Annotated in this window: 20 protein-coding genes; 17 read left to right on the forward strand and 3 right to left on the reverse strand. The window is 49.9% G+C overall.

The window, feature by feature from the left end:
* The first annotated feature begins 31 nt into the window (after window positions 1–31).
* From DQW12_RS00230 to DQW12_RS00270, 9 genes are all read left to right on the forward strand, one after another.
* Window positions 32–1,519, forward strand: a complete 1,488-nt coding sequence (locus DQW12_RS00230; RefSeq protein ID WP_113905713.1) for a phospholipase D family protein — start codon at window positions 32–34, stop codon at window positions 1,517–1,519.
* Window positions 1,520–1,541: 22 nt separating this feature from the next.
* Window positions 1,542–2,072: a cyclic nucleotide-binding domain-containing protein gene (locus DQW12_RS00235; RefSeq protein WP_113905714.1), complete on the forward strand. Its 531-nt coding sequence runs from the start codon at window positions 1,542–1,544 to the stop codon at window positions 2,070–2,072.
* 91 nt (window positions 2,073–2,163) lie between these two features.
* Window positions 2,164–3,393, forward strand: a complete 1,230-nt coding sequence (locus DQW12_RS00240) for an acyl-CoA dehydrogenase family protein (protein WP_113905715.1) — start codon at window positions 2,164–2,166, stop codon at window positions 3,391–3,393.
* Complete coding sequence (locus tag DQW12_RS00245) at window positions 3,390–4,463, forward strand: phosphotransferase family protein (protein WP_113905716.1); 1,074 nt, start codon at window positions 3,390–3,392, stop codon at window positions 4,461–4,463. Before DQW12_RS00240 ends, DQW12_RS00245 begins: the two co-directional genes overlap by 4 nt.
* On the forward strand, window positions 4,464–5,141 hold the full coding sequence (locus DQW12_RS00250; protein WP_113905717.1) for a histidine phosphatase family protein: 678 nt from the start codon (window positions 4,464–4,466) through the stop codon (window positions 5,139–5,141).
* A gap of 14 nt (window positions 5,142–5,155) precedes the next feature.
* Window positions 5,156–5,914, forward strand: a complete 759-nt coding sequence (locus tag DQW12_RS00255) for an SDR family oxidoreductase (protein WP_113905718.1) — start codon at window positions 5,156–5,158, stop codon at window positions 5,912–5,914.
* Between the two features lies 1 nt (window position 5,915).
* Window positions 5,916–6,743 carry a PhzF family phenazine biosynthesis protein gene (locus DQW12_RS00260; RefSeq protein ID WP_306418739.1) on the forward strand — a complete coding sequence of 276 codons (828 nt, stop codon included), beginning with the start codon at window positions 5,916–5,918 and terminating at the stop codon, window positions 6,741–6,743.
* Window positions 6,744–6,751: 8 nt separating this feature from the next.
* The gene (locus DQW12_RS00265; protein ID WP_113905719.1) at window positions 6,752–7,690 is read left to right on the forward strand and encodes an alpha/beta fold hydrolase; all 939 of its coding nucleotides are present in this window, start codon (window positions 6,752–6,754) and stop codon (window positions 7,688–7,690) included.
* Between the two features lie 170 nt (window positions 7,691–7,860).
* Window positions 7,861–9,606: an outer membrane protein assembly factor BamB family protein gene (locus DQW12_RS00270; RefSeq protein WP_113905720.1), complete on the forward strand. Its 1,746-nt coding sequence runs from the start codon at window positions 7,861–7,863 to the stop codon at window positions 9,604–9,606.
* Between the two features lie 40 nt (window positions 9,607–9,646).
* Here the strand turns inward: DQW12_RS00270 and DQW12_RS00275 are convergent, their stop codons facing one another.
* The 3 genes from DQW12_RS00275 to DQW12_RS00285 all read right to left on the reverse strand — a co-directional run bounded on the left by DQW12_RS00275 (window position 9,647) and on the right by DQW12_RS00285 (window position 12,328).
* Window positions 9,647–10,921 carry an ABC transporter permease gene (locus DQW12_RS00275; protein ID WP_113905721.1) on the reverse strand — a complete coding sequence of 425 codons (1,275 nt, stop codon included), beginning with the start codon at window positions 10,919–10,921 and terminating at the stop codon, window positions 9,647–9,649.
* Window positions 10,915–11,616 (reverse strand): ABC transporter ATP-binding protein, encoded by a 702-nt coding sequence (locus DQW12_RS00280; RefSeq protein WP_113905722.1) that lies wholly within the window; start codon window positions 11,614–11,616, stop codon window positions 10,915–10,917. The genes DQW12_RS00275 and DQW12_RS00280 overlap by 7 nt, the downstream gene beginning before the upstream one ends.
* Before the next feature lie 94 nt (window positions 11,617–11,710).
* Window positions 11,711–12,328 (reverse strand): ZrgA family zinc uptake protein, encoded by a 618-nt coding sequence (locus tag DQW12_RS00285; protein ID WP_198683867.1) that lies wholly within the window; start codon window positions 12,326–12,328, stop codon window positions 11,711–11,713.
* A gap of 185 nt (window positions 12,329–12,513) precedes the next feature.
* Here DQW12_RS00285 and DQW12_RS00290 point away from each other — a divergent pair, with 185 nt between their 5' ends.
* From DQW12_RS00290 to argH, 8 genes are all read left to right on the forward strand, one after another.
* A complete protein-coding gene (locus tag DQW12_RS00290; RefSeq protein ID WP_113905724.1) occupies window positions 12,514–14,679 on the forward strand; it encodes a prolyl oligopeptidase family serine peptidase in 2,166 nt (721 codons plus the stop codon).
* A gap of 31 nt (window positions 14,680–14,710) precedes the next feature.
* Window positions 14,711–15,208 (forward strand): M48 family metallopeptidase, encoded by a 498-nt coding sequence (locus DQW12_RS00295; protein ID WP_198683868.1) that lies wholly within the window; start codon window positions 14,711–14,713, stop codon window positions 15,206–15,208.
* Window positions 15,209–15,239: 31 nt separating this feature from the next.
* The gene (locus DQW12_RS00300; RefSeq protein WP_370444347.1) at window positions 15,240–15,863 is read left to right on the forward strand and encodes a hypothetical protein; all 624 of its coding nucleotides are present in this window, start codon (window positions 15,240–15,242) and stop codon (window positions 15,861–15,863) included.
* Between the two features lie 176 nt (window positions 15,864–16,039).
* On the forward strand, window positions 16,040–17,083 hold the full coding sequence (gene argC / locus DQW12_RS00305) for an N-acetyl-gamma-glutamyl-phosphate reductase (protein ID WP_157957798.1): 1,044 nt from the start codon (window positions 16,040–16,042) through the stop codon (window positions 17,081–17,083).
* Window positions 17,080–17,868, forward strand: a complete 789-nt coding sequence (argB, locus tag DQW12_RS00310) for an acetylglutamate kinase (protein WP_113905728.1) — start codon at window positions 17,080–17,082, stop codon at window positions 17,866–17,868. The genes argC and argB overlap by 4 nt, the downstream gene beginning before the upstream one ends.
* 21 nt (window positions 17,869–17,889) lie before the next feature.
* Window positions 17,890–18,798 (forward strand): ornithine carbamoyltransferase, encoded by a 909-nt coding sequence (gene argF, locus DQW12_RS00315; RefSeq protein WP_113905729.1) that lies wholly within the window; start codon window positions 17,890–17,892, stop codon window positions 18,796–18,798.
* Complete coding sequence (locus DQW12_RS00320) at window positions 18,795–20,021, forward strand: argininosuccinate synthase (protein WP_113905730.1); 1,227 nt, start codon at window positions 18,795–18,797, stop codon at window positions 20,019–20,021. Before argF ends, DQW12_RS00320 begins: the two co-directional genes overlap by 4 nt.
* Complete coding sequence (gene argH, locus DQW12_RS00325; protein ID WP_113905731.1) at window positions 20,018–21,925, forward strand: argininosuccinate lyase; 1,908 nt, start codon at window positions 20,018–20,020, stop codon at window positions 21,923–21,925. Before DQW12_RS00320 ends, argH begins: the two co-directional genes overlap by 4 nt.
* Window positions 21,926–21,936: the final 11 nt, after the last annotated feature.

A 21,936-nucleotide genomic window follows, 5' to 3' on the forward strand; every position in this document is an offset into this window, starting at 1 on the left:
GTGAGTTAACTTTGCTAGGGCATGGATACAAATGAGCATCAGAAACGTGTTTCGCGGTAAGCGATTTATTGGCGGCTTTATCATACTGGTACTGATCGTTGCGACCTACAATGCTTATAAACCCCTACCGGAAGGGCTTAACTTAAGCGCTGAGCCGCGCAACGTAAGCGCCCCTGAATTCCTTGCCGACGTGAGCTTTACCCTTGCCGAAGGTAAAGGCGAAGGTGAGCGTAACGTGCAGCAGACTATTTTCGACGCGATCATGCAGATGATAGCGAACGCTGAGCAGCTTATTGTGCTGGACATGTTTTTGTTTAACGACTTTCTTGGTATTGAAAGCGAAGCCAGTGTGCATCGCGGTTTGTCGAGCGAATTAACGGAAGCGTTAATTGCCCAGCAAAGAAAGTACCCGACAATGCACATTCAAGTAATTTCGGACCCACTCAATACGCTCTATGGCGGCGCTGTGTCGAAACATTTTGCAGCCTTAGAAGAGAACGGTATTCATGTGTCGCTGACGGATTTAACCGAGCTGCGCGACAGTAACCCATTATATTCAGGTATGTGGCGGTTGTTGATTAAGCCATTCGGCAATAGCACCAATGGTTGGCTGCCTAACCCTTTTGGCGAGGGTCGTGTTTCTTTGCGCAGCTACCTTGCTTTGCTGAACTTTAAAGCGAATCATCGCAAGTTACTGATAGCTGATCAACAAGGACAGTTAACGGCATTGGTAACTTCGGCTAATCCTCACGACGGTAGCAGTGCGCATGGCAATGTGGCGTTGAAGTTTGGTGGCCAAGCCGCCTGGGATTTATTGGCTAGCGAGCAGGCAGTGTTGGCGTTTTCAGATGTTAACGCGCATGCTCAGCTCAATCGCTTTTTGGCAAGCAGTGGTTTACAGCGTAAAGCGGTGGCGAACGAGCAGATGCACGATAAGCCTGCGCAGTTACAGATATTAACCGAACGCGCAGTAGAGCAGGCGTTACTGGCGTTAATTGAGCATGCTCGAGTGGGTGAAACCTTGAGTATGGCGGTGTTTTATTTGTCGGATCGGCAGGTGGTTAACGCGCTTAAACGGGCCGCCAAACGGGGTGTTGATGTTCGCGTATTGCTGGACCCAAACAAAGACGCTTTTGGCCGCGAAAAAAATGGTGTCCCGAATCGACCTGTTGCTCATGAACTTGTGCAGGCTGGGGTAGCGGTGCGTTGGTGTAATACCCAAGGTGAGCAGTGCCATGCGAAATGGGTTATGCATGAAGGTAGCGAAGTGTCGATGTTGTTGGGCTCTACTAACTTTACCCGCAGAAATATGCATAACCTCAATTTAGAAACCAGCGTTTTGCTCACTGGTGCGGCGAATGAACCGGCACTGGAAGCGGGGCGCGCATGGTTCAATAGGCAGTGGCAGAACACCGAAACACATCGCTACAGTGTGGACTACGCGGTATATGCTGACGCTAGCGTTTGGAGTGCTATGCTTTATCGTTGGATGGAATGGAGTGGACTGAGCACCTTTTAAGCCAAAGAAAGCGAGAAAACCTATGGGGAAAACACAACCGATCAATAATGTAAGCAAGTTACGGGCGGTGGAGCTCTTGAGCCGAGCGGAGTTATTTAAGTCGTTGAGCTCTGAAGACAAGCGCCAGTTTACGTTGGCGCCAGGGCTGTTTCAGTATGCTGCCTCAGGCGTTGAATTTATTCAACAAGGCGAGCCCGACTACTGCATTTATGTGGTCATGAGTGGCAAGGCGAAGGTGTATCGAGACCGAATTCATGTAGGTGACATAGCGGCAGGACAATTCGTTGGCGAGGTGTCGTTTGTAACCCGTGAACCACGAACGGCCACAGTACAGGCGGTTACCGACATGATTATGCTGCGCATTGACGCAGAAAACTTTAGAAAGTTACCTATTTTGGCGCGCGAAATAATGAAAGATAAAATTATAGGCGGGCTGAACGCACGTATCGGTTTAATGAACAAGGAAATGCAGGCATTGCGAATTCGTAACGAAGAGCTTGATCAGAATGAAGAGGTTGAGCTGAAAGCCGAAAACAACGACGAAGCCACGTGAGAAAACGACGAGCCTAGTGCGAATTTCTGGTCAGTCCAGTGTAAGTTCGCTAGGATGAAGCACACTACAAAAACAACAAGAGAGCCGTTTTATGCTTATGGGTCATTCCGAGCAGGCGCAACATTGGTATGGGCGCCTCAAGCACTTCATTACACAACATATTGAACCCTTCGAAGCCGAATATTTTAGTTGGTTACACGGCACCAATGCACACGGGAATTGGCAAGACTGGCAAGTGCACCCGCAGATTAACGCGTTAAAAGAGCTGGCCCGTGCAGAAGGCCTATGGAATTTATTTTTACCCGACGAACATTTAGGCCAAGGGCTTGCTACTGCAGACTACGCGCCGTTAGCGGAGCTTATGGGGCGAAGTGTAATTGCACCTGAGATATTTAACTGCAATGCGCCCGACACAGGCAATATGGAAGTGTTGTATCATTTTGGTACCGAACAGCAGAAGAGTGAGTGGTTGGAGCCCCTGCTTGCTGGCGAAATTCGCTCCGTATTTGGTATGACCGAACCGCAGGTTGCCAGTTCCGACGCCACCAATATGCAAACACGAATTGTTGCCGACGGCGACGACGTTGTTATTAGTGGGCGAAAATGGTGGTCGACAGGGCTTGGTCACCCGAACGCGAAAATAGCGATTGTGATGGGCCTAACAGACCCGAACGCCGACAAGCACGCGCGCCATTCCATGGTGTTAGTACCGCTCGACGCGCCGGGCGTAACTATTCACCGTATGCTTCCGGTGTTTGGTGACTTCGACGCCCCCTATGGCCACGGTGAAGTGGAGTTTAATGAGGTGCGTGTGCCGAAGGCGAATGTAATCGGCCGCTTAGGCGCTGGCTTTGCTATTGCACAGGGGCGCTTGGGGCCAGGCCGTATTCACCACTGTATGCGGGCAATTGGTGCGGCAGAGCGATGCTTGGAGTTGTTGATTAAGCGCGCAAGCCAACGCACGGCTTTTGGACAACCGTTAATTAAATTAGGCGACAATGGTAGCCGCATTGCACGGCATCGGATGGCGATTGATCAGGCGCGTTTGTATACCTTGCATACGGCGCGGGTTATTGACGAACGTGGGGTAAAGTATGCGGCCAGTGAAATTGCCGGTATCAAAGCGGTGGTGCCACGTATGTTAGAGTCGGTGGTTGATCATGCGATACAAATTCATGGCGGTGGCGGCTTAAGCAACGATTATCCACTTACAGCGTTTTATGCGGTTGCGCGTTCACTGCGCTTGGCCGACGGCCCCGACGAAGTACATGAAGCCATGGTGTTACGCCAAGAGTTGAAGAAATATCGGGAGCCTTCATGAGTGGTGAACAAGGAATTGATACTGGCGTAGCGGTACGCGAACAAGAAAAGTTCAATGTTGCTGCGGTAGACACGTGGCTAAAGCAGCGTTTACCTGAATTAGAGGGGGAGCCTGAGGTCACTCAGTTTCCTGGCGGTGCGTCGAATTGGACTTATCGACTGGCGTATAAAAACGCTGATTTGATATTACGCAGGCCACCGGCAGGCACCAAGGCGAAGTCGGCGCACAATATGCAGCGTGAGCATGACCTGCAAGCTGCGCTCGCGAAAGTTTACCCAGCGGTACCGAAAATGGTGGGCTACTGTGCCGGCACCGAAATTATTGGCAGCGACTTTTATGTAATGGAACGTATTGCCGGTATTATTCCGCGCAAGAACTTACCCAAGGCGGTAACACTCAGTGAAGCTGAGGTGCGGCAATTATGCACCCATATGCTCGACCAATTAATAGCGTTGCACCAAGTGGATTATAAAAGCGCGGGGCTAGAGTCACTGGGTAAAGGTGAAGGTTATATTGAGCGCCAAGTGGCGGGGTGGAGTTCACGGTATCAAAAAGCAAAAACGTGGAATGTACCGTCGGCAAAAGGCCTTATGAAGTGGCTGAAAGAGAATCAACCACGGCAAGAAAGCTTATGCATTACCCACAATGATTTTCGCTTCGACAACGTTATTCTAAATCCTGATAACCCCACTGAAATTTTAGCCGTACTGGATTGGGAACTGGCCACTATTGGCGACCCTTTGGTAGAGCTGGGTAATTTATTGGCGTACTGGGTGCAAGCCGACGACGACAGAATTGCGCGCGCTACACGTCGCCAGCCGACCCATTTGCCGGGCATGTTTACCCGTAAAGAAGCGGTTGCTTATTATCTGGAGAAAACAGGGCGCAGCGAAACCGACATGCGCTTTTATGAAGCTTTTGGTTTATTCCGGCTGTCGGTCATTGCACAACAAATTTATTATCGTTATCACCACAAGCAAACGCGCAACCCCGCGTTTAAAAACTTTTGGTTTCTTGTGCACTATTTGCAATGGCGCGCAAAACGCGTGATTCGGGGCAAGGGGGTGTAAATGGCGTTAGTCACTCTTGTACGCCATGGCCAAGCCTCGTTTGGTGCCGAAGATTATGACCAACTCTCTGAGCTCGGCGCGGAACAGGCCAAGCGGCTCGGGGAATTTGTCATGAATAATGAAGAGCCGATAGAATGCTTAATTCATGGCACACTCAAGCGCCATCAACAAAGTGTGAACGCTTTCCTTGGTGCGTTACCCTATGAACCCATTTGTGTAGACGACGCCTGCTGGAATGAATTTGATCACCGTGCTGTTATTCGCGTTTATGTGCACGAAAACCCAAGCAGCCTCGCCGATGTATTGTCGAAAGAACCCGAACGTGTACTGCCGGTATTTATGAAAGCGGTAGAGCGATGGCAGGCAAGACCAACAGATGATGAATACCCAGAACCTTGGGCGCATTTTACTGAGCGAGTAGAGCAGGCGTGGGTACACTTAAACGATGTAGTGAAAAATTATGATCGTGTTTGGGTGGTAACTTCGGGTGGGCCAATTGCCTGTTCGGTGATCAACACGTTACAAATGCCTTTAGCGCATTTAATGACCTTAAACGCACGTTTAGTAAACACCAGCTTAACCCGCTTTTTGTTTCGGCGCGAGCAGCGCGAATTACTGACTTTGAATGAACATAGCCATGTGAGTGGAAAATACCAACACATGCTTACTTATCGATAGAACAAGGTACCGTTATGACACGTAAAACCATACTGATTACGGGTGCAAGCTCTGGCTTGGGCGCAGAAATGGCGCGTCAATTTGCAGCCAAGGGCAGAAATTTAGCGCTTTGCGCACGCCGGGTAGAACGCTTGCATGAACTGCAAGCAGAAATTGAGCAAAAATGGCCGCAGGTAAAGGTGAGTTTAAAAGCACTAGATGTGAATGACCACGACGCGGTGTTTACCGTATTTAATGACTTTAAAGCAGAGTTTGGAACGCTCGACCGCATTATTGTAAACGCGGGTATGGGGAAGGGCGGTTCGTTAGGAACTGGGCTTTTTAAACATAATAAAGCAACCATTGAAACCAATTTAGTTGCCGCTTTGGCACAATGCGAGGCAGCGTTGGAAATTTTTAGAGCGCAGAACAACGGCCATTTGGTAACGGTGTCGAGTGTTAGTGCGCTACGTGGCATGCCGCGTGCTATGACCGCTTATGCTGCCAGTAAGGCCGGCTTGGTGAATATGAGTGAAGGTATTCGCGCCGATTTAATTCGTTCGAAAAGCCCGATAAAAGTAAGCTGCGTAATGCCGGGTTTTATTCGTTCAGAAATTAATGAAAAGGTAAAAAGCACGCCGTTTATGATCGATACCGTACCGGGTGTAAAAGCAATGGTTGCCGCCATTGAAAAAGAAAAACCAGAGAGCTACGTGCCGGGCTGGCCGTGGAACCTGATTGCGTTTCTAATGAAGCGCTTGCCCCTGAGAACCGTTATGAAGTTAGGTGGCTAAGATGATTCGGGTGCCGATTTATCAGGTAGACGCCTTTGCCACCGAGGTTTTTGAAGGCAACCCCGCAGCGGTTTGCCCTTTAGCCAGTTGGTTTCCTGACACGCTATTGCGGGCGATAGCCGATGAGAACAATTTATCGGAAACCGCGTTTGTGGTGAAAGAAAATGAAGGTTACCGTATTCGTTGGTTTACCCCTGAAGCAGAGGTAGATTTATGTGGTCATGCTACGCTTGCGGCGGCCCATGTGCTATTTGAACACCTTCATGTAACGGGCAACGCTGTTGAATTTCAAAGCCGCAGTGGGCTTTTAACTGTGGCAAAAGAAGGGCGCTTTTTGGTGATGAATTTCCCCGCAGCAACGCTCACCGAAGTAACAGTTCCGCCAGCGTTACGTATGGGATTGCCGGGCAATCCGGTTGTTGTATATAAAGATTTTGACTATTTAGCGGTTTATGAAAGTGCAACCGAGGTTCGATCACTCACACCAAACTTTCTTGCGCTCGCAGAGCTAGACGGGCGTGGTGTTGTGGTAACCGCTCCCGCCGACGATGCCGCCGCCGCCCGTGGCGCTGACTTTATTAGCCGTTGCTTTTACCCCAAATTGCGGGTGAATGAAGATCCCGTTACTGGCTCGGCACATTGTATGTTGGCTCCATATTGGGCAAAGCGGCTGGCCCAGCCAGTGGTGAAAGGCTTTCAAGCCTCGCGCCGTGGTGGCTGGGTTGACTGTGAGTTGAAAGGCGAGCGGGTACTCTTAAAGGGCAGAGCCGTCGACTTTATGAAAGGCGAGTTAATGATCGCTAAACGTTTAACCAAAATCACCCCATAAGGATACTCATGAAGCTTTTGAAATGGCTCGCTGTAGGCTTATTTGCAATTTTGTTCCTGATTATTTTGTGGGTTATGACACTGCATTGGCGTAACCACAATGAGTCGACGCACTTCAATGAGCAGGTAATGCAGCAGGCACCGGGCGACTATGTAAAGCTAACAGCAGGGCAAACGCACTATCAGCGCTATGGCAGTAGCGGTGATTGGGTAGTTTTGGTGCATGGCTTTAGTATTCCGGCAACAGCATGGGGCGACATTCCCAGCCGCTTGGCGGAGCAGGGCTTTCGGGTTCTTACCTTTGACCTATACGGGCGTGGGTATTCAGAACGGCCCGACATTCCCTATACGGGAGCGCTTTATGAACAGCAGGTTATCGAGCTACTTAACGCGCTGAATATCAATGATCCGGTGCATATTGTTGGATTGTCGATGGGCGGCGCTGTTGCTACGCGGGCTGCCGCGCAGCATCCTGAACGTTTTGCGCGGGTAGGTTTAGTGGCGCCTTTGCATGAACCTATTCTACCGCCCGGTATTCCAGCTGGCTTGGGCTATTACATGGTTTCGGCGTTTTATATTCCGATGTTGGAGCAAGGCTTAGCCGATGAGTCGGTTTCCGCCGAAATTACGGCGAGTTTAGTTGAAAGTTATCAGCATCAGCGGGAAATACGTGGGTTCACGCGAGCACTTACGTCGAGTATTTATAACTTTACGCCGGACAATCATAGCCGTTTTTATCAGCAATTACGTGATCAGCAAAAACCAGTATGGCTGGCGTGGGGAACAGCAGACACCACAGTGCCGTTTGTGCTCAATGAGGCGGTGCGAAGCGACGCGGGCGTTCTTGATAGGCACTTCGAAGTATTTGAAGGGGCGGGTCATATGCCTCATTTGGAGCATCCTGTACGCTTTTCGCAAGCCTTGAGCACCTTTTTGCACGGAAACTAAACGGAAATTAAACGCACTGGTGTATTTTTGATCTTTTGTAAACATTCCGTTAACCTTGTTCTAAACTTATAAAGGTGGTGTGCTCAGCGCGCCACCTTTTTTAAGAACTTCACACTTAGAGCAAGGCAGAAAGCAGTCGCCTTTCATTAATAACGCATTAGGTGACACGGATGATAAATACAAAAAAACTCTTGGCTCTGTTTAGTGCAGGGCTGCTCGCAGCGGGCTGTATGTCTACGCCCAAATCTGATATTGAACCCGATTGGCTCGCGCGCGAAGAAGCTCGCGATTTAAGCCCTGTTTATGTGCTTCACGACGGCGAACGTATTGCCTTTAGTACGGGGCGGAACGTATATCTACTCGATGGCGCAGACGGCCGCGTGGTGAATTCTCTTGAGGAAAGCTGGTTACAAGCGTTAGGTCGCACCACCTCAGTGACGGTGCGCGGGCTCTCGGCCACTGCCGGCCAGTTTATGGCTGCGAATTACGACATTAAAGCCTTTGGGCAACACAACATGTTGTTATTGTTCGACTACCAAGCAAACCGAGAAGTAGTGATTGCCATGGACTCGGTGAATGGTGAAATTTTGTGGCGGGCTAACGACTTGGAGTTCAGTTTAAATAAATACGAGGCGTTGATAGACCGTGGCGCCGATATGATAGGCCGTGGTTTAGCGAACCTATTAGGGGCTGAACATGAAGGTGAAGATCGTGAAACGCGACGCGCGCGGCAAATACGTTTTCTCGACACGGTAGTACACGCGGTACCCGATTCAAACTATTTAGTGTTTAAAACGTTCGACGGGCTCTATATTTTAGACCCTCGTAGTGGTGAACGGTTAGGCCATGTGGCTAACTTTAGAGGCGCGGGTATTGCCGATGTAATGCGTGTAGATGATGATATTGTGGTTGTAAGTGGAGCACAAAACATTGATGCCACACTCGGCTTAGCTACAGCGTACGACATTGTAAGAACCTCGTTGCAGGGCGACGTGCGGTGGAAGGCAGAGCATTCGGGCCGTAAAACCATGGGCTTGGTGCGCGCTGGCAATGTGGTGCTGGTCAATGGTGGACCTACCGAAGCTTTTGACCTTAGCACGGGTGAAAAGCTTTGGGAAAATGAAGTGAGCTTGAACTGGCCCGATAAACATCATGTGCTTGTCGACGGTAACTACGTTTATTTTGCTTCCGACCTTAAGGGCCGCGTTGGCCGTGTTGAAGAAAGTAAAATATGGCGCCAACATGCACGAACCGGCGAGGTTTCATGGGAAACAAGTTTGCAGCGGGGTTACTATGTTTCATTTGAAAAGCATGGAAACAACTTGGTTGCTGGAGGCTCGGGCCGCATGTATACCGGTGAAGGCGAGGGGGTATTGGTACTAGACGCGCAGAGCGGTGAGCTGAATTGGCAGTCACCGCAGTTTGAAAAAGCCAGTATTTTTTCTACCTCACAAAGCTTAACGGCGCCTATTGTTGTGAACGATACGGTTTATGCAGCTGATCTTAAGCGTGTGTATGCGTTCGACTTGAACAACGGCGCGGTAAAGTTCCAGAATAATCATGCCGATTACGGCACCAATAGTGTGGTGGGCTTGTACAGTTTTAATGACCGGCTCTTTATGATTGGCCGCGACGCGGTGGTGGCCTATGCGCTGGGTACGGGTGAATGGCAGCAAACGCTGGAAACAGAGCGCAGTGCAAGCCATAAAATAAAGGGCGACCGTATTGTGTTGAGCAATGGTCGTGGTATCACCCAAACGGTGAACATGCGCACTCTGGTCGCGTCGCCGGTAGTACGCCACTCGATAGAGAATCGTTATTTTGGCGACATTGACCAAGATGCCTACGTAACCCAGAACGGTCGGTATAAATATACCGTCACGGATGAGGGATACGTGGCACGCTTCTCATTCTAAGCAACCAACATGTAAGGAGTAAGAGGGCTCACAGCTGGGTTTAAACCCGTGGCGTGAGCCCTTTTGTTAAGGCTGCTCGGAACGCTAAAGTTGCCGGTATAAAAGCCAATAAAACGGCAAGTCCTAGGGCAATACCACTATACACGAGCAATTCCATACTTAATGGGTTGCTTTCAATAAGTACACCAAAACGCTCCACTATGGTTTGCTGTGCGCTGGCTAGAATGCTCCACAGCAGGCCGATAGACAAAACAATGGCACTCACCATAATAAGCACCACTTCGGCTTGAATGAGCATAAAAATATGCCATGGCCGTGCCCCGGTGGCGCGTAAAATCGCAATTTCACGTTCGCGCTCTTTCATAGCCGCCAACAGCGTAGTGGTAAGCCCGACTAAACAAGCAATAAGCACCATAAAGCTAATGAGCCTTAACATATTCTCGAAACTTGCCAGCATACGCCAGAGCTCCGCCATCGCTACGCCCGGTATAATGGCGCTGAGCGCCTCACCGCGATAGGTGTTAATTTGGCGCTGGATCATTAGGCTTGCGGCGCGGTTGTCTACCCCCACCAAAATAGCGGAGACACTGGCTGGGGTTAAGTCAAGTGTGCGCGCATGCTCGGCGCTGTTGGTTGCTGTGTTGGAGGCTTTAACACCAGGCCCTTGCAGGTTTGTTGGGCCAGCGACATGAAGCGCCTGTAAGCCCTCAAGCGTGATATGCACACTTTGATCGACTGGTGTGCCGGTTGGTTCAAGAATGCCGACAATACGAAATGGTTTGTCGTCGTGCTGAACGAAACTGACACTACCAGTACCGTGTGCGAGGGTAATGCTGTCGCCTAGGCTATAGCCGAGAGCACGCGCTACGTCGGCACCGATAACTGCGTCATAAAGATCGTTAAACGGTTCGCCGGCTTGGAAGTTAAGGCCGCGATCACGGGCATAACGAAAGTGTTCAAAATAGTTAGAGTTGGTGCCAATTACAGCATAGCCGCGGTGAGAGTCGCCGAGCGATATTGGAATGGTCCAACGAATACGCGGCATATTTTGAATAGTTTGAAAACTATCCCAACTTACGTTTGCGGTCGGATTGCCGATTCGAAATACCGAATAGAGTAAAAGGTTAAGTTGCCCACTACGTGCGCCAACAATAAGGTCGGTGCCGGACACCGCTTGGTAAAAACTGCCACGAGCCTGCTCGCGCAAATGCTCAATCGCAAAAAGCAGGGTAAGGCTGATGACTAATGAAGCTAGGGTCATGACGACTGTGCTGCGCCGGTTCATTAGGCTCTTGCGGGCAATAGAGATTAACATGGCTGCACCCCCAAACTGAGTTCGTGCATATTGAGTTGGGCCTGAAAGTGTTTCCGCAAACTTTGATCATGGCTAACAAAAATAAGCGTGGTGTCGGCTACGGCAGCTTCACTTAGCAAGAGCTCCATGAAACGATCACGGTTGTCTGCGTCGAGTGCAGAGGTTGGCTCGTCGGCAATAATTAGCTCGGGTTTGAGCACGAGGGCACGAGCTATTGCCACACGCTGTTGTTGACCAACACTGAGTTGCTGTGACGGTTTGTGCCACGCCGCTGGCGGCAGTTCTAGGGCGTTAAAAAGGTAGCCAACACGTTCAGCCGAAGCTTCAACGCCAGCGAAGCGTGCGGGTAGGCGCACATTTTCAACGGGGCTTAAATAAGGAATCAGATTCAGCTGCTGAAAAATAAGCCCGAGATGCTGCGCGCGAAAGCGATCTTTTTTGGCGTTTGACAGTGTGTTTAGGTTTTGACCACAGACTACAAGTGTTCCCGACTGTGGGCTGAGCATACCGCTCAGCAAATTCAGTAAGGTCGATTTTCCGGAGCCAGAGCTACCCAAAATAAACAAGTGCTGACCTTTTTTGAGTTCAAGATGGGGAATGTTGAGCTGCCAAGGCGCACTATTTGGGGATTTATTGTGACGGTTCGGCCATGCGAATGACAACTGCTCAATATCAACAACCAACGATTGGCTCATAGTTCACTCTCAATGCATAAAGTTATGTACGGCATAGCGCTTTTAGCTGATTTAGAAGCTTCCTTACGCTAGTTATACCTTGGCTTTTCGCAACTTAAGGCGTTAAGCGCAGCCTCGTTTGGGCGGGGGTTAAACTCGCTACTCCTTGTGTTTGTTCGGTTAACCATACCACGTTCAACAGGTTTAAACTGGAGTAGCGCTCGAATAATTGTGTATCGATATATTGCAAGCGACTCGGTTGTTGGCAGCTATACCGTGCCGACACAATGAGGTCTCCATGGCCAGATTTATTGCCGCCAAAAGAAAGGTTAGCGTCTGCAAATTCGCATTGTGCGTTGCCGCTCAATATTAGCCAGTCGCTACTCATTAAATACTCTTGTTGCTCATTGAAATGGGCCTGTTCTTGCTCCGTTTGTGGTTCGTGTTCAAAACCGAGAATGTCGCTGGCAGGCAAATTGCCGCGAATAAGTACGAAGCTACCCTCGAGAACAATTTCAAGATCACCACGCCCGTGTTGGTGAGCACTCGTAGCATGAGTGTCTGCGGAGTGAGCATGTGTGTGCCAGTCGTTGTGAGAAGTTTCGGCTGAAGAGTGCTCGTGAGTATGTTCACTACTGGAATGTTCGTGGTCGCTACACGCAGTGAGGCTAAAAGTTATAATACATAGTGGTAACAGAGACGATAACCAACGAGCTGCAGTATATTGAGGCATAAAAACTCCAAATAAATAATTCCAAAGCTTCGTTTCATAACGCGACAACCCGTGTACGGCCCGCATTCCAACAAAGAGCCATAGTACCCAAATATGAGAAAGATGTAACGTTGAGCTGAACGGCTTTTATCGGTATCTTAACGGTTCTCGAATTTCCTATAAACAAGAACAAGAAGGACTTATTCATGCGCGCTTCATTTCCTTTAGCAACGCTGTCGTTGGCGGCCGTTGCGTTATTAACCGCCTGCGGCGGTGCCCCTTCGAATACGGAACAAAGTACTCAAGCTGAACAGTCTCACGGAGGTAAAGTGAGTTATCCTGAAACTGCACGTGGTAATACCGTAGACACCTATTTTGGTACTGAAATTGCCGATCCTTACCGTTGGCTTGAAGACGACCGCTCGGCTGAAACCGAGGCCTGGGTACAAGCGCAAAATGAAGTAACTTTTGACTTTCTTGAGCAAATTCCATTTCGTGACACTATTCGCGAACGGTTAGCCGAAGCGTGGAATTTCGAACGCGTAGGTGCGCCTTTTGTAGAAGGCGACTACACCTATTTTTACCGTAACGACGGCCTCCAGAACCAGTTTGTAGTGTACCGCCAAAAAGACGGTGGTGAGCCAGAAGTGTTTCTTGACCCTAATAGCTTTAGCGAAGACGGTACAACCTCGCTTGCTACCCTTAGCTTTTCGTCCGACGGCTCGCTTGCTGCTTATGCTATTTCAAAGGGCGGTAGTGATTGGCGTACGGTTTATGTAATGAATGCAGAAACCAAAGAATTTATTGGTGAACCACTGGAAAACATTAAATTTAGTGGCATTGCTTGGCGTGGCAACGAAGGCTTTTATTATTCGAGCTATGATCGCCCAGAAGGCAGTTATTTGTCGGAAATGACCGACCAACACAAGCTTTATTACCATCAGCTCGGCACGGCGCAAAGTGAAGATCAAGTGATCTTTGGTGTTGCAGAGGGCCAGAAACACCGCTACGTAGGTGCAGGCGTTACTGAAGACAACCGCTTCTTGTTGGTGTCGGCGGCGAACACCACTTCGGGCAACAAGCTTTTTATTAAAGATTTAGCGCAAGAAAACAGTGAGTTTGTGGTGGTTGTCGACAACGAAGACTCCAGCACTGATGTGCTCACCAATAAAGGCAGTACGCTCTTTTTAACCACTAATTTAGACGCGCCAAACCGCCGCTTGGTGAAAGTAGACGCCAGTGCTCCGCAACCGGCAAACTGGCAAGATGTAATTCCAGCCACTGAACATGTGTTAAATGTAACCAGCGGCGCTGGCTACATTTTTGCGCGTTACATGGTAGACGCCATTTCTCAAGTGAAGCAGTTTAATTTTGAGGGTGAATTGGTGCGTGAAATAGCATTGCCGGGTGTTGGTTCAGTCGGCGGCTTCTCGGGCAAAGACAACGCAGAAACCCTGTACTATTCGTTTACGAACTACATTAATGCGTCGAGTATTTACGCGTTTTCGCCTGCGGAAGGTGAGTCTGAGCTTTATTTTAAATCGGGCGCAGACTTCAACCCAGAAAACTATGTGTCTGAACAGGTGTTCTACACCTCAAAAGACGGTACGCAAGTGCCCATGATTATTAGCTATAAAAAGGGCCTTGAGCGGGACGGATCGAACCCCACCATGCTTTATGGTTACGGTGGCTTTAACGTAAGCCTAACGCCGTCTTTTAGCGTGGTAAACGCGGTTTGGATGGACTTAGGGGGCATTTATGCGGTGCCTAATATTCGCGGTGGTGGCGAATATGGCCGCGCATGGCACGAAGCCGGTACGCAGCAGAACAAGCAAAATGTGTTCGATGATTTTATTGCTGCAGGTGAGTATTTAGTCGCTGAAGGTTATACGTCACATAACAAGTTGGCCATTAGCGGCGGTTCCAACGGTGGCTTGTTGGTTGGTGCAGTTATGACGCAACGCCCCGACTTAGCACGAGTAGCGTTACCTGCTGTAGGTGTGCTCGATATGCTGCGCTATCACACCTTTACCGCGGGTGCGGGCTGGGCATTCGACTATGGTACTGCAGAGCAAAGCGAAGAAATGTTTAATTACTTGTTAGGCTATTCGCCAGTGCACAATGTAACAGAAGGCGTGGCTTACCCTGCAACTATGGTGACCACTGCTGATCATGACGACCGTGTGGTGCCAGCCCATTCATTCAAATTTGCCGCTGAGTTGCAAGCTAAAGACGCGGGTGTGCACCCACAGCTCATTCGCATTGATGTGAACGCAGGGCACGGTGCGGGTATGCCGACCTCAATGATTATTGATCGGGCTGCCGACGTGTTGAGCTTTAGCTTGTACAACATGGGTTATGAACAGCTCTAAGGTGATTGAATACGAACTCACAAGGCGCAAGATGAAGAATATTCGCTTGCGCGTTGTCGGTCCTGAAGGGCAGGTGAAAGTGTCGGCACCACACCGGGTGCCGCATTCTTTTATCAACGATTTTGTGCAGCAAAAGGCTAATTGGATCGCTATGCAACAACAGGCTATTCGTGCTTTGCCTGCGGCGCAAATAGCCGATGAAAACGCCTGCCGAGTTGCCTTAAAAGAGCGCGTACCGCCGCTAATTGACTATTGGCAAGCGCAACTGGGTGTGCGCTGCAACGGCTTTCGGGTGCGTAAAATGCACACGCGCTGGGGCAGTTGCAACATTCGAACAGGGTGGATTAACCTGAGTTTAATTCTAGGCGCAGCGGAGCATGAGCTACTTGAATACATAGTGGTGCACGAACTTGTGCATTTGCATGAGCGCTACCATAACGCCCACTTTTACAGTTGGATGGCGCGCATGCTACCCGACTGGAAGGCGCGCGAGGCTAAACTGAGAGCGCTCAACCTTCGATTTCAATGAAACAACAACAAATAAGGACAACACTATGATTATGCGTTACGCAATAATCGCCACCGGAGTAGCAGGGGCTGTGCTTGCTTTGGCTGGGCTAACAAGCACGCCAGCGCAGGCCAATGTCATAAAACCAGCGCCAGTGGTTTCCATTGCAAGCCACGACGCTTTTTTCGACCATTTACGTGCCCATTGCGGCAAGGCTTATGAAGGGCAAGTGGCCATGAATAATCCTGAATCCGCAGGGTTTGAAGGTCGTTTAGTCATGCATGTGCGTAAGTGTTCTGAGCATGAATTACAGATTCCTTTTCACGTTGGCGACAACCACTCACGAACTTGGATACTCACTAAAACCGGCTCTGGCATTAGCTTAAAGCATGATCATCGCGAAGCCGACGGCAGTTACGACGAACTAACGATGTACGGTGGCCATACCCTAGATGCGGGTTATGACAGAGTGCAGTCGTTCCCTGCAGATCAATACTCTAAGGAACTGTTTGTAGCGCTTGGCTTGGCGGTGTCGAACACTAATGTTTGGCAAATGTATATTTATCCTGAGGTGTTTACCTACCGGCTAACCCGTGAAGGGCGAGAATTTAGGGTTGAGTTTGACCTAACAGAGCCGGTACCGCTGCCTCCGACGCCCTGGGGCTACGCAGATTAATCCCAGTGTGCGCGAAGAAATAGGTGAATGAGATGAAAAAGAGACTACGGTCTCTTTTTTTGTACCCTATAAAATCAAATGAATTTAAATTCATTTTCAATGAATAATAATATTGCAATTTACGCTGTGCTTTCTTATCCTAGACACCATAATTTTGGTAAATAGGTTATTTTGTTTTGATTCAGTGTATCGTTCTGGGTGCAAGTGGTTACAGCGGCAGCGAATTACTTTCTTTATTGCATAAAAATTCACACTTTAATGTGGTGGCGGCTTTCGGTTCTGAGCAGCGTGAAGCGATGCCATGGCATGCGGTTTCGCCAGCAACCTTTCAGCAGGCGTTGCGCTCTGCCGTGCAACGCGACGCGGTAAAAACGCAAGTTATTGAGCCTTGGAATGAGCAAACTTTTGCGCGTATTCATCAGCAGCATGCTATTCAAGCTGCTTTTTTAGCGCTTCCTCACGAGGCCAGTGCGGTGTTAGCGCCAAAGCTTGCGGCGCAGGGTATCAAAGTGTTCGATCTTTCCGGCGCTTATCGCTTTAAAGATGCAAAACGCTTTGCCGAAACCTATGGCTTTGAGCATCCTGCCGCGGCTGAATTGGCTCAGGTTCCCTACATGCTAATGCCGTTTTTACCTGAATTTGATCAAGAGCAGGCTATCTTTGCCATCCCCGGCTGTTACCCGACCGCCAGCCTACTGGCCTTAAAGCCACTCGTTGAGCATTCCTTACTCGCAACAGATTGTACACCTGTGATCACTGCAATTAGCGGTGTGTCGGGCGCGGGGAAAGGTGCAAATTCGCGTACTTCATTTTGCGAAGTAAGTTTGCAAGCCTACGGTGTTTTGTCGCACCGGCACCAACCTGAAATTGCTCAGCAACTGGGTTGTAATGTTATTTTTACGCCAATACTTGGCCCCTATGCGCGGGGTATCTTGGCGGTGTGTGTTGCGCACTTAGCGGTTGAACAATCTGTGGAGTCGGTGCGTGCTTACTATGAGCAATGTTACACCGCGCACGAATTAGTGCAGTTGGTAGAACAGCCTCCAGCCGTTGCCGAAGTTGCCAATACGCCGTTCTGTTTGTTGCATATTGCGGTAAAGAACAAGCAAGTGGTGGTGACCGCAGCCATAGATAATTTAATTATGGGTGCTGCAGGGCAAGCCATGCAAGCGGCGAATAAGGTGTTTCAATTACCTCCTTACGCGGGGTTGATGCCATGAATGACACGCCATTGGTAGTAAAAATAGGTGGTGCTGCTTTAGCGGAACCCAATACCTTGGTTCGTTTATTAGAAGCACTTGCGGTTGCGTGTAACCAACGACCTTGGCTATTAGTGCATGGTGGTGGCGCTATGGTCGATCAATGGTTGGCGCAGGCGGGTTATGCAACAGAAAAAAAAGACGGGCAACGTATTACCCCGGCAGAGCAGATACCGCTGATCAGCGGTGCATTAGCCGGCTATTCCAATTTACAGTTTGTGCAACTTGCCCAACACGCTCAATTACAGGCGGTGGGTTTAACTTTAGCGGATGCCGGCGGGGTACCGCTGACAATAGCTCCAGAACTCGGCGCCGTGGCAAGCCCGAATTGGCGTGGTTTAACCCAAGCGCAAGGTTATAAAAATTTGCTTTCCCACTTATGGGGCGCAGGCTACACACCGGTTGTTTCAAGCATTGGCGCTGTCGACCATCAACTCGTAAATGTAAATGCCGATCTTGCGGCCGCTGCTTTAGCGTCGCTTTGCCAAGCGGAGTTGTTGCTGTTGAGCGACGTTCCAGCCATTTTGGATGATCAGGCGAATCCTATTCACTCTCTTCCTCTGTCTGCTGCTGATACCTACTTGGCAAACGACACTATTCAAGGCGGTATGCGGGTAAAACTGCTAGCGGCCATTGAAGCTGCACGATTAAGCCGACGAAGCACGGCCATCACGTCTTGGCAACATGCAGACGCAGTGGTGGCCTTGCTTAACGGCGGTACCGTGGGTACTCGCATTACTTTTTAATTCTGGTTAGGACTTCTATACATGAATGTTTTGTCGTTATTCGACTTAAGCGCGTCGCAAATTAAACACGTGCTTGAATTAGCAGGCGCCATTAAGGTGCACCCTGCGGGTTATCAAAGCTCGCTGAAAGGGCGTTCCATTGCCATGTTGTTTGAAAAGCCAAGCCTGCGCACTCGCGTAAGCTTCGAGGTGGGAATTCACCAGCTTGGCGGGCAAGCTATTTATTTAGACGCTCAAATGGTGGAGCCGGGGCAGCGCGAAACCGAAGAAGACATTGCTCGTAATCTTGCGTGTTGGACACAGGGTATTGTGGCTCGCGTATTCAAACACGACACACTCAAGCAGCTCACTGCCTCAAAGATTCCTGTGATCAACGCACTTTGTGATCAGCATCATCCCTGTCAGAGCCTCGCCGATATACTGACCATTCAAGAGCGTTATCCGGTGGACTTGCGTGTGGTTGATATTTTGTATCTCGGTGAGGGCAATAATGTTTGCCAAAGTTTAATGGTGGGTGCGGCGGCACTTGATTTAAAACTGACGGTTATTACCCCGCCGCAGTTTGGCCCGAACCAAGACTTTATGGCGCAACTGAATGCACAGTATCCGCACCATAAAGTGGTGGTAGGGACTGACTTGAATGCGGTTGAACATGCCGACGTGGTGTACACCGACACTTGGCTGTCGATGGGTGACACGCGTTCAGAACAAGAAACCTTGGCTGCATTTTCCCCTTACCAAGTGAATCAGGCATTGGTGGAACGCCTACAAGCTACCACCGTACTTCACTGCTTACCGGCCCATCGTAACCATGAGGTTACTGATGAGGTGCTCGACGGACCACTGAGTTCAGTGTTGCAACAAGCAGAAAACCGTTTATATGTACAAAAAGCACTCTTACACATGATTTATCAGGAGCTCGGCGCATGACTACTTCGTTAAATACCTCAATTAAAAAGGTTGTATTGGCCTACTCAGGTGGCTTAGACACCTCGGCGATTGTTCCTTGGCTAAAAGAGAACTACGACTGCGAAGTTATTGCATTTGTTGCCGACGTGGGCCAAGGCGCTGAAGAGCTCGAAGGCGTGGAAGAAAAGGCCATAAAAAGCGGTGCGTCGTCATGCTATGTGGTCGACTTAAAAGATGAGTTTGTGAACGACTTGATTGCACCGGCAATGCAAGCGGGTGTGCTGTATGAAGGTGAGTATTTGATGGGTACCGCCTTAGCGCGGCCCGTGATTGCAAAAGCACAGGTAGAACTTGCGTTGCAGTTAGGTGCAGACGCTGTTGCGCATGGCTGTACCGGCAAGGGCAATGATCAGGTTCGGTTTGAGAGTACGGTAGCTGCCTTAGCGCCAGAACTGAAGATTATTGCGCCTTGGCGGGAGTGGACGATGCGCTCGCGGCAAGACTTGCTCAATTATTTAGCGAGTAAGAATGTGGCTACTACGGCCTCATTAACCAAGATTTACAGCCGCGACGCGAACTTGTGGCATATTTCTCACGAGGGTGGGGAACTGGAAGACCCGTGGCACGCACCCACTGAACAGGTGTGGACCATGAGTGTGTCGCCTGAACAAGCGCCAGACCAAGCCGAAGAAGTTACCTTAAGTTTCGATCAAGGTGAGTTGGTGGCCGTGAATGGTGAACCAGTAAACGGGGTGGCGGCACTGGAGCAACTCAATGCCCTAGGCAGTAAGCATGGCGTTGGCCGTATTGATATTGTTGAAAATCGTTTGGTCGGTATGAAATCGCGTGGGTGTTATGAAACGCCGGGCGGCACCATTTGGTATCAAGCCTTGCGTGGGCTTGAACAGTTGGTACTCGACCGTGCGAGTTTGCGCTTTCGCCAAGAGCTTGGTGTAAAGCTCGCCGATTTATTGTACGACGGCCAATGGTTCACCCCGGTGCGGGCAGCAATGGTGGCTGCAGTACAAAGCCTTGCCACCGTTATGACTGGCGATGTGCGCTTACAGCTTTACAAAGGCCAAGCCACGGTTGTGGGGCGTCGCTCGCCGTTTAGTTTGTATTCTGAAGCCTTTGCCACGTTTGAAGAAGACGAAGTGTACAACCAGAAAGACGCCGCGGGCTTTATTCGCTTGTTCAGCTTGAGTTCGCGTATTCGCGCGCTCACGCAAGGAGGTAAGCCATGAGTATGTGGGGCGGGCGGTTTCAAGGTTTAACCGCCTCTGAATTTAGAACCTTTAATGACTCACTCAGGTTCGACTACAAACTTGCACCATTTGAGCTGCAATGCTGCTTAGCATGGATTGAAGTATTGCACGACAAAGCGGTGCTCAATGCGAATGAATTGGAAGTGTTGCAGCAGGGGCTTGAGGGGCTTGCCAGCGATATACAAGCGAACCCAGAGTTACCTTTAGCCACTGGCGCCGAAGACATTCATGGCTGGGTGGAAGAAGAACTAGAGCGTCGATTAGGTGTAGTAGCGCGTAAGCTGCACACGGGCCGCAGCCGCAATGATTTGGTGGCTACTGATCTGCGTTTGTATGCGCTCGACGCTTCCCAGCAAGTGGGTACGGTGTTATTAGCGGTGGTGGAAGCGTTGTTAGCTTTTGCAGAACGTTACGAACATCAAGTGATGCCGGGCTATACCCATTTGCAGCGCGCGCAACCGGTTTTGGTGGCGCATTGGGCGCTTGCCTATGTGGAAATGCTCGAGCGTGACTTTCAGCGGTTGCAGCAGGCACGGGAGAGGATGAGCCAATGCCCGCTCGGCTCAGGTGCACTCGCCGGTTCAGGGATCGAAATTAAGCGCACGGAGCTAGCCAAAAGCCTTGGTTTTGCTGGCGCGTGCCGAAATAGCCTTGATGCGGTGTCGGACCGTGACTTTGTGGTGGATCTTCTTTATACCGCAAGCCTCACAATGATTCATCTTTCGCGCTTGTCGGAAGATGTGATTTTCTATGCCTCGGGTGAAGCCGGCTTTTTTACTGTGAGCGACCGTGTTGCGAGTGGTTCGTCGTTAATGCCGCAGAAAAAGAACCCGGATGTTTTCGAGCTCATCCGTGGTAAAACGGGGCGTTTGATAGGGCATTTGAACGCCATGATGGTGAATTTGAAAGGCCTTCCGCTTGCTTACAACAAAGACTTGCAAGAAGACAAAGAAGGCTTTTTCGACGCCATGAATGAATGGCAGCAGTGTTTGTCTATTCTTGCCTATGTACTGCCGGAAGTGTCGGTGAATGGGCAAAAAGCACAGCGCGCTGCCAAGTTAGGCTATAGCAATGCCACAGATTTAGCAGACTACCTTGTGGACCGTGGTATAGCTTTTCGTGACGCCCATGAAATTAGCGGCCGTTTAGTTTTAAAGGCAATAGAAAAAGGCGTTCCGCTCGAGTCACTTTCGGTTGACGAAATGCAAACGGAATGTGAGCAGATTGACGTTGACGTATTTGCAGCGTTGTCGTTGCAAGCGTCGCTGGCGCGCCGCAATGTTTATGGTGGCACTGCGCCAAGCCAAGTGGCCGAGGCTTTGCGGCAAGCGAAAATGCGCTTTCGCGGGGAGCGCGCGGGGCTAGCACACGTACGCCAAGCAAGGCTGTCCGACGTTCCGGCAATTGCCGAGCTTATTCGCTATTGGGCCGCCGAAGGTGAGCACTTGCCGCGAAAACCAGAAGACATTATGCAAGCTATTCATACTTTTGCGGTTGCTGAGTATGAAGGCCGTGTGGTTGGCTGTGGTGCGTTGTATGTTTATGGCACGGGCCTTGCGGAAATTCGCTCTTTAGGCCTTTATCCGGACTTTACTGGGCAAGGGTTAGGCGCAGAATTGGTTGAGTTTTCGTTGGAACAAGCGCGCCAGTTAGGTATTTTGCGGGTAATAGTGCTTACGCGTCGGCCAAAGTTCTTTGTTCGCTTAGGTTTTACCGTTGCCGACAAGGCAACCTGGCCTGAAAAAGTAATGAAGGATTGTGAATATTGCCCGCGTAAACACGCCTGTGACGAAACAGGTTTGGAGTTGTGGCTGGGTAAAAAGCAAAAAACTGTTGCGGCAGACCGAATTTTACTGGCTGAATTACCGAACTTAGCGCTATAGTTAAAAAGCGA

It is taken from the genome of Aliidiomarina celeris, from assembly GCF_003316875.1.
Lineage (GTDB): Bacteria > Pseudomonadota > Gammaproteobacteria > Enterobacterales > Alteromonadaceae > Aliidiomarina > Aliidiomarina celeris.